The sequence below is a fragment of the Campylobacter sp. RM12654 genome, assembly GCF_020137585.1.
Taxonomy (GTDB): Bacteria; Campylobacterota; Campylobacteria; order Campylobacterales; family Campylobacteraceae; genus Campylobacter_E.
In genome coordinates this window covers 19353-35599 of record NZ_JACGAR010000007.1, presented here as the reverse complement: position 1 = coordinate 35599, position 16247 = coordinate 19353, and the positions used below count along the sequence as shown (strand labels likewise).

Below are 16247 nucleotides of genomic sequence, written 5' to 3'. Positions count from 1 at the left end.
GGAGAGAATATGCAATTTTCAGAAAAAATTAAAGGTTTAGAAGAATCAATAACTTTAGCAATTACAGCTAAGGCAAAATTACTAAAAGAGCAAGGTGTAAGAGTTATTAGTTTTAGTGCAGGAGAGCCTGACTTTGATACTCCGCAAGTTGTAAAAAATGCAGCTATTAAAGCGATAAATGATGGATGCGGAAAATACACTCCAGTATCTGGAACTACTGAAGTTTTAAAAGCAATTTGCACTAAGCTTAAAAAAGACCATAATTTAGATTATGAGACAAGTGAAGTAATAGCAAATGTTGGAGCTAAACATAGTTTATTTAATGCAATTCAAGCACTTGTTTGTGATGGTGATGAAGTAATAATCCCAGCTCCTTATTGGGTAACTTATCCAGAGCAAGTTAAGTATTCGGGTGGAGTTCCTGTGATTGTAACTCCTAAAAAAGATTTTAAAATCAGTGCTGATGAATTAAAAGCTGCAATTACACCTAAAACTAAAATATTAATATTAAATAATCCTAGTAATCCTAGTGGAGCTTTATATTCAAAAGATGAATTAATGGCATTAGCTAAAGTTTTAGAAGGCACTAGTATTGTTGTATTAGCTGATGAAATGTATGAAAAATTAGTTTATGATGGAGAATTTGTAGCGTTTGCAAGTTTAAGCGAAGATGCACTAAAACGCACGGTTACAATAAATGGACTTAGCAAATGCGCTGCAATGCCAGGATATAGATTTGGTTATAGTGCTAGTAAAAATAAAGAATTAAATAAATTAATGAAAAATCTTCAAGGTCAATGCACAAGTAATATTTGTAGCATAACTCAAGCTGCTGCAGTTCCTGCTTTAGTTGGAGAGATTGATAAAGATATTGAGATGATGAAAAAAGAATTCAAAAAAAGAAGAGATAAAGCTTGTGAAATGATTAATAGTATTAATGGGCTTAAATTAAGCGTAAAACCTAGCGGGGCGTTTTATTTATTTATTGATTGTTCTAGTATTAATCCTGATGATGTTGAGTTTTGTGCTAAGCTTTTAGATGATAAAAAAGTAGCTTGCGTGCCAGGAAGTGGATTTGGCATGAGTGGTTATTTTAGAATTTCTTACGCAACTTCAATGGAAAATATCATAGAAGGTATAGAAAAAATCGCAGAATTTGTAAAGGAATATAAGTGAGTAAAATCGCTATAAGTATTTTAAGTGGAGGGCTAGATAGCTGCGTTAGCACTGCTTGTGCTATAAATGAAGGCTATAAAGTAATAGCCCTTCATTTTAATTATAGTCAAAGAACAGAGCAAAGAGAATTACAAGCTTTTAATGAAATTTGCAAGTTTTATAATATAGAAAAATTAGTTGTGGATATGGATTTTTTCAAACAAATTGGCGGCTCTAGTTTAACTGATATGAGTTTAGAAATTCCAAAAGATGAATTAGGTAAAAATGGTGAATTGCCAAATACTTATGTGCCTTTTAGAAATGGGATTTTTTATAGTATTGCTGCTGCTGTTGCACAAAGATTTAATGCTAGTGCAATTTATACAGGCTTAGTTAGTGAGGATTCTAGCAATTATCCTGATACTACTTTAGGTTTCGTTGAAAAAACCGCTTCGTTTATAAAAGAAGGTAGTGGAGAAGATATTAAAATAATTACTCCTTTAATCAAGCTAAAAAAATCAGAAATAGTAAAACTTGGAATGAGCCTAAAAGCACCTTTAGAGCTTAGTTATAGTTGTTATGATAGTAATAATTTAGCTTGTGGTAAATGTGAATCTTGCCAATTAAGACTAAAAGGCTTTAGCGAAGCTGGATTTAATGATTTGATAAAATATCAGTAAGATAAGATTTAAAATAAGAATTTAAAATTCTTATTTTAAATTCTATTAAAAGGAAAAGTTATGCTAAAGGTTATTTCTAAGATTGATGGATATATCATTTCTTATATGTCTTTTTTGATGTTTTTTAAATATTTGTCTGATTATATTGCTTCAAATGTTTCAATTCAAATTCTTTTATCATTTGTGTTTATGTATTTAATCAAACTAGCCTATCAACAATTTTTAAAAATAGAATATAAAAATATACAAAATAAAAATCAGATTTTTTCTATGTTTAAAATAGGCTTATTGCCAGCTATTTTATTATATTTTTTATGTGTGGATTTTTACGAAGCTTTTTTTACTAATTATATGAGCTTTTTGTTTATTAAATTTCCTATTGTTTTTTTAAATTCTTTTTTAAATATTTTATTTTTCGTAATTTTAATAATTATTTTAGCTTTTGTTTTGGGTTATATTAAATACTCTCAAGATAAAGATTTAGCTAATAATTTATAATAATAATTTTAAATAAGTTCTAAAATTTATGAACTTATTTATTAATTTTTATATTAAATTTGCGTCTTTTAATATCTCTTTTATTGCTTCTGCACTATCTTTGCTTTTTAGATTTATGATTAATATATCATCAATATTTACAGAGTATTTTTTACCTGCGTATTTTATTATGGTTTTTTTGAGATTTTCCTTACCAAGTTCTGTAAATAAATCTTCGTAATAATAGCTAGAAATCACCATATTAATACTATCTTGTATATAATCATTTTCGTTATTAACATTATCTCCTATGATTTTTAAACTTAAAGTAATTTTTTTAAGCCCGTTTGATTTTGAATACAAATCGGTCTCAAAATTATTAATTTCTATACTATTTGCAAATGCAAAAATACTAAAAAATATTAGCATTATTTTTTTCATAATTGTTCCTTATCGCAAAATTGATAAAATGTCTTTACCACTTGATTTGTCTTTGCCTTTAGTCTAAACAAATTCTCATACGATTTATCACTTCCATTAAAAATAATTTTAAAATTATTAGGATTTGAACTTCTTGATAATGCAACATATAGCTGACCTTGTGCAAAAATCCTATCGCATTTGCAAATTAACTTATCAATACTCATTCCTTGACTTTTATGTATAGTAATAGCATATGATAATTTTAGTGGGAATGCTTTTAATATAGCATCAGGCTTGGTATCAACTAAATTAGGATTAACCCTATAGCTAGCTGCTATTTCAGGGTCATTAAAGTATAAAAATTCTTTAGGGTAAACTGAATAAATCATTCTATTAGATTTAATCTTTAATTCCTGCTCACTTTTATCCCACGCAATTATTTCTCCTTGCATTCCATTATAATAATTATCAGAATTATAAGTAAAAATAACTTTAGCTCCAATTTTAAAAATAAATTCTTCTTCAATTGGTTGAGCTTTTAGCCATTGTTTAAATTCTTTTTCTTGTTCTTCATTTAATTCTGTATTTTTTTTAATACTTGAGTTAAAAACATATTCTTCATCATCAATTTTTTTAAGTTTAGCATTATTTATATTTTTTGCTTCTTCATTGGTGCCACAAATAATTGTATAATCATCATAATTATTTATATCATCTTGAATTTTATACTTTTTAAAATACTCTATGCAAGTATTAGTTATATTGCCAATCCTAATACTTCTTAGATTTTCATAAAATTCCTTATCTTCCATTCTGTGCTGGGTAATTAACTCAATCACCTTAAAATTACATTCATTCCAATATTTAGAGCAAAAAGCATAATTTCCATCGGATTTTACAGGTTCGAGTTGATAAAAATCTCCAACTATTAGTAATTTTATATTGCTATAACCAAAAAGCCTTGAATAAATCATATCAAAAACATCACTACTAATCATTGAAATTTCATCAATTATTATTAAATCTATATTTGATAAAGACTTATTTAAAGCCATTAAATCATCTTTACTTGTTTTTAGCTCATTAATGTTTTTTGCAAGTCTTAGTTTAAAAAATCTATGAACAGTGTCTCCACCAATATTAATAGCAGCAAGTGCAGTGCTTGCTAAGACTATGGTTTTAAAAGCTTCACTTTTTATTATTTTTTCTATGGTGTAGGATTTTCCAACTCCTGCACCACCTGTTAAAAATACATTTCTTCCTTGCTTTAATAAATCAATGATATGTTTAATTTGATTCATCTAAGATATTTACTTTATAGTTTTTAGTAGTAAGATTATTTAATCTTAACATTAAATCATCAAAATTATCTCCATCATAAGGATAAAAAGCTACACAATCTCTTGCTTTAGTATTTAAAAAATCATATATTTCATTACTTATTATTTGTGTTTTTTCTTTACTTGTTCCAGAAAATAATATTATTATTCCACTATCTAGTTCAAATACACAATCAGTTTTTCTTAAAATACTAGCAATTACTTTTCTATGCTCTTCATCAGGGCTTTTGATATAAGTAAGACAAAATTCAAAATCTATATCATAAAAATACCTATAAATATTAGCAGTAAAAAATTCTACAACTTTTCTCATATCTTCTTTTTTAAACATTTGCATAACACAACTCCTTTTTATTCATTTCTTAAAGTTTTTAATACATCAATTTTACTTGCTTTATATGCTGGATAAAGTGATGATAACACTACTATTAAACTAGCACCTAAAATAATAAAACAAAAATCACTTATACTTAAATTAATAGGTAATTTTGAACTACCATAAACATCAGCTGGTAAAGAAATAATATCAAAAGTATCTAAAAACCAAAGTCCAAAAAATCCTAATAAACAACCAAAAATAATTCCAACAAATCCTATAAAACAACCAATGGTAAAAAATGATTTTTGTATTTCGCTTTTGCTTGTTCCTAACGCTAAAAGTAGGGCTATTTCATTTCTTCTATTTAAAACTATCATAAATAAAGAAGTAATTATGTTTAAACTAGCAATAATTACTATCATCATTAAAATAAAAAATAATGCTTTTTTTTCTAAATCAATTGCACTTAAAATATTGCCGTTTTGTTCCCACCAGCCAACTAAAAAATAATTATTTTTGTATTTTTCATTTAATTTTTTAATTTCTTCTTTAGGATTTGCAGTATCTATATGAATGCCTGTAATGTCATTATTTTTTAATACCTTTTGTAAATCTTTAATATCTACATATACATATGATGAATCATAAGCATTTAGACCTGAATGAAAAGTATTATTTACATAAAAACTTTTTATATTAGGTGTAATACTAAAAGCATTTGCATTAAGATTTGTAAAAATTATATGTATTTTATCTTCTTTATTAACTTCTAATCTTGAAGCTAGTAAATTGCCTAAAATTGCGGGGAATTTCAAATTAGAATTTAAATAATAATCTTTAAAAATTTTATTTACTTCTTTTTCTTTTTCAAAATCAATCCCAAAAATTATAGCACCTCTCATTTCATTACCATATTTAATAGCGGCTTGTGTTTGAATAAAAGGACTGATTTTATAATCTTTACTTAATTCATTTATTAATTCTTCATCAATTAATGTGGTTTTAGGATATAAAGTAATTGGATAATTCATAGTAAGTAATTTATCAATAAAGCTTTTATTCATTCCATTCATTACTGCCATAGTTATTATTAAAACACAAACTCCTAAAGCTACTCCGATAAAAGCAAGTAGCTTAGTAATCATAATAAATGGCATTGATTTATCAAATCTTAGGTATTTAAAAAGCAAGTATCTAATCATAAATATTTCTTCATTACTTCTGCAATTTGTGTCTCTGTAGCATCTTTAATAATCAAATCTGCAAAATCTAAATTCTTTTTAGCGTGTTTATTGCCTAAAAATAACATTATAAAAGTATTTGGATTTTCGCTTTTTACTTGATTAATATTGCTAACTAAACTTTCATAATCAAATAAAATAGCCTCATATCCAATGGCAATGATTTTATAATTATTTTTTAGTTCATCTTTAAATGAACTTATACTATCTACTTTTTTATTCAATTTTGCGTGTTTATTTGCGATATGATATAAATAATCACTTTGCATATCAGAACTAAGCAATATTAATACATCGTTTTGGTAATTTGTTGTATTCATATCACTCTTATAATCATTTAGCATTGTTACTAAAATATTTTTTAATTTATTTTTATTAAAAGGTCTTTTTAAAAAACTATCTTTATTGCAATTTTCACTTAAGATAATTGTATTTTTTTCTTTATAATTAAAATTTTCATCAGCTATAACGCAGGCATAATTTGAAAAATCATTAATTTTTGTATAAAAATCAACACTAATTCCGTATTGATTTAGTAATGTTTCTAGCAAAAAGTTTTCTAATAAATCATTATTTAAAATAGCTATTTTTGCACTTGCAAAATTAGGATTTAACTCATTATCAAAATTATCGTAATTAGTTTCGTATGTAATTGTAGTTTTTGTTAAAGAGTATATATTTTGAATATTATCTTCATTATGCTTTTCTATTAATTCTTTAATTTGATTTAAATTCTTATCATTTGTATAAGATAACACGGCATTTATATTCTTTAATTGTTTAGCATTATCAATTAAATGCTTATGTAAAAATTCGTTGTGATTTTGCAAAGCCATCATTTTTTGTTTGATTTTACCAACCTCATCAACGATTAATCTTAAATTCTTATTCAAATCTAAGTTATCGCTATTAGCACCTAAACTTTTTAAAATTTCTTTTAAAATATTTATTTTTTGGTTAGCACTTTTTTTTCTAATTAATGCAGCCATAAAACTAACAGCATTAAATATCAAAATTATTGCTAGAATAATTGTAAAAATTGTTTGATTTAATAGGTTTTCTATAAATAAACTTGCTATTAAAATAGCACATAATAATATATTAAACAAGCTTGGGAACACAACAATCCTTTATATAATTTAGAGCATAATTATGTCTATTAAATTAAATGATTACTTAATAATTTGGCTAATTTTCGTTGCTACATTTTTATTTGTTACTTTTGCTATTTCATCATAACTTGCATTGTATATATTTTCATAATTTTCAAAGTATTTTAATAATTTTACGATACTAGCTTTTGAAATTCCAATTTGCTCTAATTTTGATGATTTTATATCTTGCTTTCTTTTTGCGTTTTGATGGCAAGTAATTGCAAATCTATGAGCTTCATCTCTTAGTTTTTGAATAAATTGCAATATTTCATCACTTGTTTTAAGATTAAATTCTTTATCCTTAAAATGTATTTTATCCCTAGCAGCACCTTTTGCTCTATGTGCTAAATGATTTAATTTTTCTTTAGAAATTGCAATTACATCTAAATTGATTTCATTTTGAGCTAAAAGCTCGTTTGCTAAATCTAATAAAGCCTTTCCACCATCTATAATCCACAAATCAGGACAGGCTGATTTATCAAAAGAATTTATCCTTCTAGTAAGCATTTCTCTCATTTGTTCATAATCGTTATTGCTAGTAAGATTAAATCTTTTATAATTATTTTTATTAAAACTATTAGAAAACACATCATAACTAACTAAAGCTCCGATTATTGCTTGACCTTGAAAATGTGAATTATCAAATACTTCAATATTATAAGGAGTATTGCTAAGATTAAAAAAGCTTTTTAGTTTATTTGCTATATTATTTTCAGTCTTTTCAAGATTTATTAAAGCATTGTTTTTAGCTAATTGAATTAGTTTTTTTATCTCTAAAGTTTTTGCGATTTTTATATTTACTTTATGATTTGCAAGATTGCTTAAATATTCTTCTAAGAGTTCTATATTTTCATTGTGATTTTCTATATAAATATTATTTGGAATTATTCCTTCTTTATAGTTTGCTAGTATTAATTGGGTTAAAAAATCACCTTCTTTATTAGATATTTTTTCATTTATTACGCTTATTACTTTTCCGTGATTTATCACTAATCTAGTGCTTGATAAAAATTCATTATTATTGGTTATTGCAAATACATCAAAACTAACATCTTTTGCCAAATCCACTTCAATTTCTTGATTTAAATTCTTTATATGATTTATCATATCTCTTATTTTTGCCGCTTCTTCGTAGTTTTCATTATCAGCATATCTAAACATTTTTTCATTTAAAGTTTGTAGCATTTGTTTTGGATTTTTTAGAGCTTGTAGGGCTTGTTTTAAGATATTTTCATATTCATCTTTAACACTAAACTCACAAGGAGCTAAACATCTTGACATATCATAAAATATACATCTTTTTTTACAGCTTTTCATTTGTCTTAATGGATAACACAAATACAATGCTTCTAACAAATCCTTAGCCCCACTAGCATAAGGCCCATAATATTTAGTCAGTGGGTCTTTTTTAACCTTTCTAGTTATCTCAAATCTTGGATAAGCTTCTTTTAAATCACAGCAAATATATGGATAAGTCTTATCATCTCTTAATAAAATATTATATTTTGGTCGCATTTGTTTAATTAATGAATTTTCTAAAATCAGTGCGTCTAATTCACTATTTGTAGCGGTATATTCTAAATTATTTGCTTCTTCAATTAATTTTATAATTCTAGGAGAGTTTTTAGGATTTGCTCTAAGGCTTGGAGTAAAGGCAAAATAGCTTTTAACTCTTTTTTTTAAATCTTTTGCTTTACCTACATAAAGCAAGGTATTATTATGATAATATCTATAAACTCCAGAAGAATTTGGTAATGATTTAATTTTGTCTAAGAGATTTGATTTTTGCATTTGTTTTTTTGATACTTTCTTTTAGATTATTTATTAATATTTTTTGCTCTTCATATATCGCTAGATTTTGAAAATTCTCACACATTAAGTCTTTTAAAAATATTTTTGGTTGTTTTGATTTTTCATAATCAATATATGCTTTTAAAATAGCATTAGAATTAATTATAATTTCTTCTTCAAATAGATTTAAAATAGCAGCGTCCTTTGGATTAATTCTTTTATATATTTTAATATGTTCTTTTAATGTTTTTATAGTTGAATCATTTCTTAAATCTTGTGCTAAAGTCGGATGATAAACTCTAATTCTAAAGCAATTTTTATTATATTTTTTAAATACATCACAAACTACACCTTTTTGAGTTAATTTATATTTAAGGTCAGGTGGCATACTTAAAATAAATAATTTTAATTGCTTATTAATCTTTAAAAATAAAAGGTTTTTATTATGAGAAGAAAGAATATTATGAATATTTTCAATGTTTTTAAATTCCACCATATTGTTTTACTTGCTGCCTTGTTGTTTTCTGCTTGTGGGTATAAAAGCGACCCAAGTTATTATAATAACAAGTCAACGCAAACGCAAAAATTACCCTTTGTTGAATTAGAGTAAATAATATCTATCATTTTTTTAAAAGGAGCTTTTATGGAAATTACATTTTCATGGGCGGGAATTTTATGTTTAGTGATATTTATCATCGGTTACTATTTTATCGCAGCTGAAGATAAATATCATATAAATAAAACAAAACCTGCAATATTTATTGGAACTTTAATGTTTATTATTTTAGGGCTTTATTTGTGTCTAAATGGAAAAAGCACAGAGCCATTAGAACATGAAGTAAAGGATTTAATAGAAGAGATTGCTGAAATAGTGTTTTTCTTAATGGTTGCTATGACTTATATTGAAGCTTTAATTGAGCGTAATGTGTTTAATACCTTAAAATATAAGCTTGTAACAAAGGGATATACTTATAGAAAATTATTTTGGCTAACTGGGCTTTTAGCATTTTTCATATCTCCTGTTGCTGATAATTTAACTACAGCTTTAATTCTTTCAACCGTTTTACTTACAATTGACAATCAAAAAAAGGAATTTTTAGTTCCTGGTGCTATAAATATAGTTGTAGCTGCAAATGCAGGTGGAGCTTGGAGTCCTTTTGGAGATATTACAACTCTTATGGTTTGGACTGCTGGTAAAAGTCCTTTTATAGACTTTTTCGCATTATTTCCTGCTAGTTTCCTTGGTTGGTGGCTTACTGCGTTTTTATTAAGTAAATTTGTTCCAAATGTAAAACCTAATTTTGATGAAAAATCTTTAAAAGTTGAGCGTATAAAAGATGGTGGAAAAATCATTATTTTCTTAGGTGCTTTAACGATTTTTAGTGCAGTTTTAATGCACTCATTATTTGGCTTACCTGCTATGTGGGGAATGATGTTTGGCTTATCACTTTTAAGTCTTTATACTTATAGATTTAATGTCGCTCGTGGCAAAAAAGATATAAATATATTTTCATATATGACTAAAATTGAAATGGATACATTGTTATTTTTCTTCGGTATTTTAGCTGCTGTTGGAGCGCTTCATTTTGCAGGTTGGCTAGCTTATGCTTCAAGATTATATGATTTTGCTGGAGTTATGAGCACAAATATTGGAGTTGGGTTTTTAAGTGCAGTAGTTGATAATGTGCCTGTAATGAGTGCAGTTTTAAAAGCAAATCCAAATATGAATATAGATGATTGGCTTTTAGTAACTCTAACGGCTGGAATAGGTGGCTCATTAATTAGTTTTGGTTCTGCTGCTGGGGTTGGAGTAATGGGAAAAATGCGTGGAATTTATACCTTTGGCTCTCATATGAAATATGCTTGGACTGTTTTATTAGGTTATGTTCTAAGTGTTATTGTTTGGTGGTTACAATTTGAATATTTTGATTTATATTAGGAAAGGAAATTAATGGAAAAAGCAGATATTTTAGTGCTTGACTTTGGGTCGCAATATACCCAACTTATTGCTAGAAGACTTAGAGAGCAAGGAGTTTATACACTTATTTTACCATTTAATATTAGTGCGAATGATATTAAAAATTATGAGCCTAAAGGTATTATTTTAAGTGGTGGTCCTGCTAGTGTTTATGCAAATGATGCTTATTTTTGCGATAAAGAAATTTTTGATTTAGGTTTGCCGATTTTAGGGATTTGTTATGGAATGCAGTTAATGGCTCATCATTTTGGAGCAGTTGTTGCACCTGCAGGGCATAAAGAATATGGTAAAGCTAAAATTAGCATTCAAGAAGATAGTTGTTTATTTAAAAACTTACCTAAATCTCAAGTGGTTTGGATGAGCCATTCTGATAAGGTTGAGAATTTACCAGCAGGATTTAAAACTATTGCTGTTAGTGATAATAGTCCATTTTGCGTATATGGTAATGATGAGAAAAAAATGTATGCCTTACAATTTCATCCTGAAGTTCAACATAGTGAATTTGGTAAAAATATTCTTAAAAACTTTGCAAAATATGTTTGTAATTGCGAAAGCGTTTGGAATATGGGTTCATTTGCTAAGACACAAATTGAGAAAATTAAAGAGCAGGTTGGAGATAAAAAGGTTCTTTGTGCAATTAGTGGTGGTGTAGATAGTAGCGTTGTGGCTGCATTGCTTGCTAGTGCTATTAAAGAACAAACTATTTTAGTTTTTGTTGATACTGGATTGCTTAGAAAAAATGAAAAAGAGCAAGTAGAAAGTATGCTTAAATTAAAATTTGGAATAGAATTAAATACAATTGATGCAAGAGAAATTTTCTTAAAAAAATTAAAAGGTGTAACAGACCCAGAAACTAAGCGTAAAATTATCGGAAATACCTTCATTGAAATATTTGAAGATTTTGCAAAAAAACAAGAAGGTGTTGAATTTTTAGCTCAAGGCACTTTATATACTGATATTATTGAAAGTAGCGTTGTAGGTAGCTCAAAAACAATTAAGAGCCATCACAATGTAGGTGGCTTACCTGAAAAGATGAATTTAAAATTAGTTGAACCTTTAAAAGAAATATTTAAAGACGAAGTAAGATTGCTTGGACTTGAATTAGGTCTTACTAAAGACTTAGTATATCGCCATCCTTTCCCAGGTCCAGGACTTGCAATTAGAATTATGGGTGAAGTAAATGAAGAAAGCCTAAATATCTTAAAAGAAGCTGATGATATTTTTATTCAAGAACTTAAAGCAAATGGTTATTATGATAAAACTTGGCAAGCATTTTGCGTATTGTTAAATGTAAGAAGCGTTGGAGTAATGGGTGATAATAGAACCTATGATAACGCAATAGCTTTAAGAGCAGTTGATGCAAGTGATGGTATGACAGCTACATTTTCTCATTTACCTTATGAATTATTAGAGAATGTAAGTAGAAGAATTATAAACGAAGTTAATGGAATTAATAGAGTAGTTTATGATATTTCTAGTAAGCCACCTGCAACTATAGAATGGGAATAAAATTCCAAATAACTCTAGCTTAATTAATACCTAAGCTAGGGTTAATAAAACTCTTTTAAAAACATTTAAATCCTTTTATAAAAATATCAAGCTTTTTAATGAGAAGATTTTAATATAAAATAAATTATATTAATAAAAATTAGAATTTTAATTGTATTTTATGTATTTTAAATACTATTCAAGCAAAAAAAGGTAAAACTATGAAATGTATTGGTAAAATTTTTAATATTTTAAAACTTATCATAGGTATTTTGAAAAATATTTTTCTTGCTTTATTTATAATTTTTTTTATACATCTTGTATCTTTAATTTATATCAATGTTTGTAATGATATATTATTGCTTTGCACGATAGTTTTTGCTTTTCTTTATTTGTTAATGTCAATGATTATAAGAGATTATAAACCTTCTAAAAAAGTTTTATATATTTTTATTACTTTATCAACTTTGCTAATAATTTCACAATTTTATATAACACATATAAAAGAACCAAATGAATTAATAAAAATGATTATAAGTTCTAATAAAGGGTATTTTACAGATGGAAAGAAAGGCGGATATATCTATGTGATAAAAAATGATTTAGATTTATTTGATTATGTTAATACAAAAATAAGAGATAATACTAAAAAATATTTTGAGGATAGTGGATTTAAACAAATTAAATTTAAAAATAATGTTTATTCTTGCAAGAAGATTATAAAAGGTCAATATTATGATATAACATTCGTTAGTAATGAAACGGACAATGGTATTGTAGCGAAATATATTGTAATAGAATACGAGCCATTTCTTGGAACAGAATATATACAAGATTTATTTTAATAAAAAAGGCAAGTAATGAAAAACTATATTAATATGCTAATATCTTGGGTTATTATTAATTTAAATAGCAAGGATAAAGCTTTAATAGATTTTGATTATTTTAAAGCTATGTTTTTTCCATTTTCTTATTTGAAGATTAGTATTTATAGATTTTTATTATTCTTGTTTTATTTATCGCTTTATTATTCTGTTGATCTAGGGCTTTTAACTAAAGCATTTTCACATAACTCAAATGATAGCTATATATTTTTCAACATAATTTTTACAATTATTCATTTTTTATTACTGCCTTATATGTGGTTTTTTGCTAGTTTTAAAAATAAAATTTCACATAAAATCAATATTGAATATGCGTATATAAGTTTGATTTTTATTGTTGCATTATTGTATCTTTTTTATAATATTTTTCCTAGTTTTAGCTTATTAGTTATATCTTTAATAATACATATTGTGTGTTATTTTTTTAGAGTTAAGACAATTTATTTATTCTTTTTAACTATTGCTATTTTTATTACTTATTATCAACAATTTTATAAAATATTTTCAAAAGAAGTTATTTTAAATATTAATTTGTTTTATATGTATTTAGCTCTTGCAATAAATTATATTTACAATAAAATTATTTCAAAACTAAAATAATATAATGCGAGAATATATGGCTTTTAAAAATGATTTTATTGTATTTATAAAAAATATACTTTTTTATCTAACTTGGTTTTTCTTTTTCGTAGCTTTAGCTTTATTTTATTTAATCTATATAAATCCATTGAGTTTTAATAATCACTTGGATTTTAATTTATTTGATAATTTCAAGCCTATCTTTTATGCTTTATTACATAATTTCTAAAAGGCTAAAAAACTTTGAAATATATTTAAAAGATAGATTTTGTAGTGTTTTAAAATATTTTTCATTTAATATAATGTTTATTGCTTTAGCTAATGCTTTATTTAATCTTTATGTAAAAAATGATTTTATTTTAAATATTATTTATGCGGTTTTATTTTTCATAATTTATAAATTAGTTGGTAAAAATACAATTAAATACCAAGCACTTATTTTAGCTATCTTACTAGTATTTTGCGCCTATAAATATTATGATTATTTTTTAAAACTGCCAAATGAACTTGTAATGCAGATTATAAAAGCTAAAAAGATTAATTTTGATGATTATTTTTTATTAGATGATATTAATTTAATCAATGCACTTAATAAAAACATAAAGGATAAAAGCCCTTATGAAGTTTATGAATATTTTAAAGAATTTAAAATGCTAAGGTGTTATAAAAATGCTAATATTTGTTATAAAAATGTAGTGTTTGGTAAGACTATTTTCATAGCTTTAATTTATAAAGATAAAGTAATCCAAGAAATTCATTATAAGTTATATAAGTAGGATTTGCTTATTTTGTGTAAAGTAGATTTATTTTCTATCTGCTTTATAATATATTTTATTTATTTGATTATCTTGCAATTTTATTGCTATATCAACTGGGTTTTTATAAATAGTATCTTGAAAATACAGCATATTATTTTTCTCATTTTTTCTAAATCCATATTCTTTTAGATATTTAAGAATTTCATCATTGTTTTTATCTAATAATACAGCGTTGAGTTCTTTTGTAGTAACTTCATTTATTATGCAATATATTTGATTTTCTAGGCAAGTTTTATTAGCATTTATGATTTTTGCTATTAAGTCATTTGGCTCTTTTATAAAAAATTCATAGTATTTATAAGCAGATACTAAAGCTAAAATTATTAAAAAGTATTTATTAAATTTAATCTCATCTAATCTCTTTTTAATACTTCCATAAATAGCAGAAAGCAAAATTGCAGATATAAAATAATAAGCAAAATTAAAGCCCATAAAAAGCTCAATCAAACCAACAACTACGCATAACCAAGATAAATAATAAGATAAATATTGTAAGAGTTTTATAATTTTATGCAACATTTCACTACTTTTTAATACAAGTATTATAAATATTTAGGATTTACCTAAGTAAATCCTTATTTTTTAGATAGTTCGTTTATCATATCTATAAGCATTTGTGGAGATTTTGCATAAGCTAAATTGATTACATATTTTCCATTTACAATAAAGGTTGGAGTTCCGTAAGTATTAGCAATTTCATTTGCAATATCAGTTGAGCTTAATAAATATTTTCCTTCAGGGCTTTGCAAGAAACTTTCTAATTTTTTCTTTGAAATTCCAAGAATACTTAGACCAGATTTATAAAATTCATCAAGATTATTATTCCAAGTTGATTTATTTTTAAACATTTCAACAAAATAAACGCTACTAATTTTATCATATAGGCTATTTTTATCAATCAAGCTAATTTTATTTTTTTCATCTTGATAATGTGCGTATGCAAGTAAATTAGCCATTTCTTGACCAAATTTTCCCCAAGTTTTTACCATCATTAATCTAATATCTAAATCTTTTAATTGCTCTTTTATTAATCCTAAAGTATTGTGATTGTGGTGTAAATAACAATGCGAACATTGATAAGACCATATTTCTGTTAAAGAATTATCAGAATTTGGGATTGGATTTTCAAGCACATTGTATTCTACACCTTCACTTAAGGCAAATAAGTTTGAACTAACAAGCAACACTAAAGCTAACTTTTTAATTTGTTTTAACATTTTTTCTCCTTAAAAAAAATTGCATAAATATATAAAATTTTAATTAATAAAAATTTTCTATTAGAAATGATAATGATTAACAAAATATCGTATAATAATGGTTCAATTTAAAAAAAAGGATAAAAAAATGAAAAAGATATTTTCTTCAATCATCGCTACTGCGATTTTAGGCTCAAGTGCTTATGCAATTACTATTGATGAAGCTAGTGTAAAAGCTCATTTTACTGGTTTTAAAATGGAAAAAAAATTAGGTGTTCCTGGTGTTATTGATGATGCTAAATTTGAATTTAGCAAAACAAGTGGCTCTGTTGTAGATATTTTAAATGGAACTAAAGCAAGTATGGATTTTGCTAACGAAAATACAAAAGATAAAATTCGTGAAAACAATATCCATAGAACTTATATTGCAAATTTAAAAAATAGCAAAATTGAAGCTAGTTTAAAAGATGTAAAAGGTGATGAAACAAGTGGTAGTGCTACAGGTGTAATCACATTTAATGATATTACAAAAGAAATTCCAATGACTTATAGCGTAGCTGATGGTAAATTAGTTGTAAAAGGAGTAATAAATATGAATACTGATTTTAATACAACTGAAGCATTTACAGCACTTTCAACTGATAAACAAATCTCGGCACTTCACGGAAAGAAAACTCACGAAGAAGTTGAAATTTATTTTGATGTAGATGTTAAATAATCTTTA

At 25.4% G+C, this 16247-nt stretch carries 18 protein-coding genes; 9 read left to right on the top strand and 9 right to left on the bottom strand.

Annotated elements, in window-relative coordinates; all coding sequences use genetic code 11:
- Positions 1–9: 9 nt before the first annotated feature.
- Genes AVBRAN12654_RS03625 through AVBRAN12654_RS03615 form a run of 3 tightly spaced genes read left to right on the top strand, consistent with a single transcriptional unit; the run spans position 10 to position 2333 of the window.
- Positions 10–1176, top strand: a complete 1167-nt coding sequence (locus AVBRAN12654_RS03625; RefSeq protein WP_214149962.1) for a pyridoxal phosphate-dependent aminotransferase — start codon at positions 10–12, stop codon at positions 1174–1176.
- A complete protein-coding gene (gene queC / locus AVBRAN12654_RS03620; RefSeq protein WP_336613961.1) occupies positions 1173–1835 on the top strand; it encodes a 7-cyano-7-deazaguanine synthase QueC in 663 nt (220 codons plus the stop codon). Before AVBRAN12654_RS03625 ends, queC begins: the two co-directional genes overlap by 4 nt.
- A 60-nt stretch (positions 1836–1895) precedes the next feature.
- Positions 1896–2333, top strand: a complete 438-nt coding sequence (locus AVBRAN12654_RS03615; RefSeq protein ID WP_214117558.1) for a hypothetical protein — start codon at positions 1896–1898, stop codon at positions 2331–2333.
- Positions 2334–2381: 48 nt separating this feature from the next.
- On the opposite strand, the gene AVBRAN12654_RS03610 is transcribed toward AVBRAN12654_RS03615, so the two are convergent.
- From AVBRAN12654_RS03610 to AVBRAN12654_RS03580, 7 genes are read right to left on the bottom strand one after another with little or no spacing between them, the layout of a single operon-like run.
- A complete protein-coding gene (locus AVBRAN12654_RS03610; RefSeq protein WP_214117557.1) occupies positions 2382–2753 on the bottom strand; it encodes a flagellar basal body-associated FliL family protein in 372 nt (123 codons plus the stop codon).
- Positions 2750–4036, bottom strand: coding sequence for an ATP-dependent DNA helicase (locus AVBRAN12654_RS03605; RefSeq protein ID WP_214117556.1), 1287 nt, complete (start codon positions 4034–4036; stop codon positions 2750–2752). Before AVBRAN12654_RS03605 ends, AVBRAN12654_RS03610 begins: the two co-directional genes overlap by 4 nt.
- Positions 4023–4412, bottom strand: a complete 390-nt coding sequence (locus AVBRAN12654_RS03600; protein ID WP_214117555.1) for a hypothetical protein — start codon at positions 4410–4412, stop codon at positions 4023–4025. The genes AVBRAN12654_RS03605 and AVBRAN12654_RS03600 overlap by 14 nt, the downstream gene beginning before the upstream one ends.
- Before the next feature lie 14 nt (positions 4413–4426).
- Positions 4427–5596: an ABC transporter permease gene (locus tag AVBRAN12654_RS03595; protein WP_214149968.1), complete on the bottom strand. Its 1170-nt coding sequence runs from the start codon at positions 5594–5596 to the stop codon at positions 4427–4429.
- Positions 5593–6756: a hypothetical protein gene (locus tag AVBRAN12654_RS03590; RefSeq protein WP_336613960.1), complete on the bottom strand. Its 1164-nt coding sequence runs from the start codon at positions 6754–6756 to the stop codon at positions 5593–5595. The genes AVBRAN12654_RS03595 and AVBRAN12654_RS03590 overlap by 4 nt, the downstream gene beginning before the upstream one ends.
- Positions 6757–6807: 51 nt before the next feature.
- A complete protein-coding gene (gene uvrC / locus AVBRAN12654_RS03585; RefSeq protein ID WP_214120566.1) occupies positions 6808–8580 on the bottom strand; it encodes an excinuclease ABC subunit UvrC in 1773 nt (590 codons plus the stop codon).
- Positions 8549–9076, bottom strand: coding sequence for a hypothetical protein (locus AVBRAN12654_RS03580; protein ID WP_214117551.1), 528 nt, complete (start codon positions 9074–9076; stop codon positions 8549–8551). The genes uvrC and AVBRAN12654_RS03580 overlap by 32 nt, the downstream gene beginning before the upstream one ends.
- Before the next feature lie 147 nt (positions 9077–9223).
- On the opposite strand from AVBRAN12654_RS03580, the gene nhaD reads away from it, so the two are divergent.
- The 5 genes from nhaD to AVBRAN12654_RS03555 all read left to right on the top strand — a co-directional run bounded on the left by nhaD (position 9224) and on the right by AVBRAN12654_RS03555 (position 14285).
- Positions 9224–10519: a sodium:proton antiporter NhaD gene (gene nhaD, locus AVBRAN12654_RS03575; protein WP_214117550.1), complete on the top strand. Its 1296-nt coding sequence runs from the start codon at positions 9224–9226 to the stop codon at positions 10517–10519.
- A gap of 12 nt (positions 10520–10531) precedes the next feature.
- Positions 10532–12067: a glutamine-hydrolyzing GMP synthase gene (gene guaA, locus AVBRAN12654_RS03570; RefSeq protein WP_214117549.1), complete on the top strand. Its 1536-nt coding sequence runs from the start codon at positions 10532–10534 to the stop codon at positions 12065–12067.
- Between the two features lie 200 nt (positions 12068–12267).
- On the top strand, positions 12268–12891 hold the full coding sequence (locus tag AVBRAN12654_RS03565) for a hypothetical protein (protein WP_336613959.1): 624 nt from the start codon (positions 12268–12270) through the stop codon (positions 12889–12891).
- A gap of 15 nt (positions 12892–12906) precedes the next feature.
- On the top strand, positions 12907–13530 hold the full coding sequence (locus tag AVBRAN12654_RS03560) for a hypothetical protein (RefSeq protein ID WP_336613958.1): 624 nt from the start codon (positions 12907–12909) through the stop codon (positions 13528–13530).
- Between the two features lie 185 nt (positions 13531–13715).
- Entirely contained in the window at positions 13716–14285 is a 570-nt protein-coding gene (locus tag AVBRAN12654_RS03555; protein ID WP_336613957.1) for a hypothetical protein, read from the top strand.
- 27 nt (positions 14286–14312) lie between these two features.
- Here AVBRAN12654_RS03555 and AVBRAN12654_RS03550 read toward each other — a convergent pair whose 3' ends face one another.
- On the bottom strand, positions 14313–14846 hold the full coding sequence (locus AVBRAN12654_RS03550) for a hypothetical protein (protein WP_336613956.1): 534 nt from the start codon (positions 14844–14846) through the stop codon (positions 14313–14315).
- A gap of 56 nt (positions 14847–14902) precedes the next feature.
- The gene (locus tag AVBRAN12654_RS03545) at positions 14903–15544 is read right to left on the bottom strand and encodes a thiol:disulfide interchange protein DsbA/DsbL (RefSeq protein WP_336613955.1); all 642 of its coding nucleotides are present in this window, start codon (positions 15542–15544) and stop codon (positions 14903–14905) included.
- A 127-nt stretch (positions 15545–15671) separates the two neighbouring features.
- Between AVBRAN12654_RS03545 and AVBRAN12654_RS03540 the strand changes: the two genes are divergently transcribed.
- The gene (locus AVBRAN12654_RS03540) at positions 15672–16241 is read left to right on the top strand and encodes a hypothetical protein (RefSeq protein ID WP_214150635.1); all 570 of its coding nucleotides are present in this window, start codon (positions 15672–15674) and stop codon (positions 16239–16241) included.
- The last annotated feature ends 6 nt before the right edge of the window (positions 16242–16247 follow it).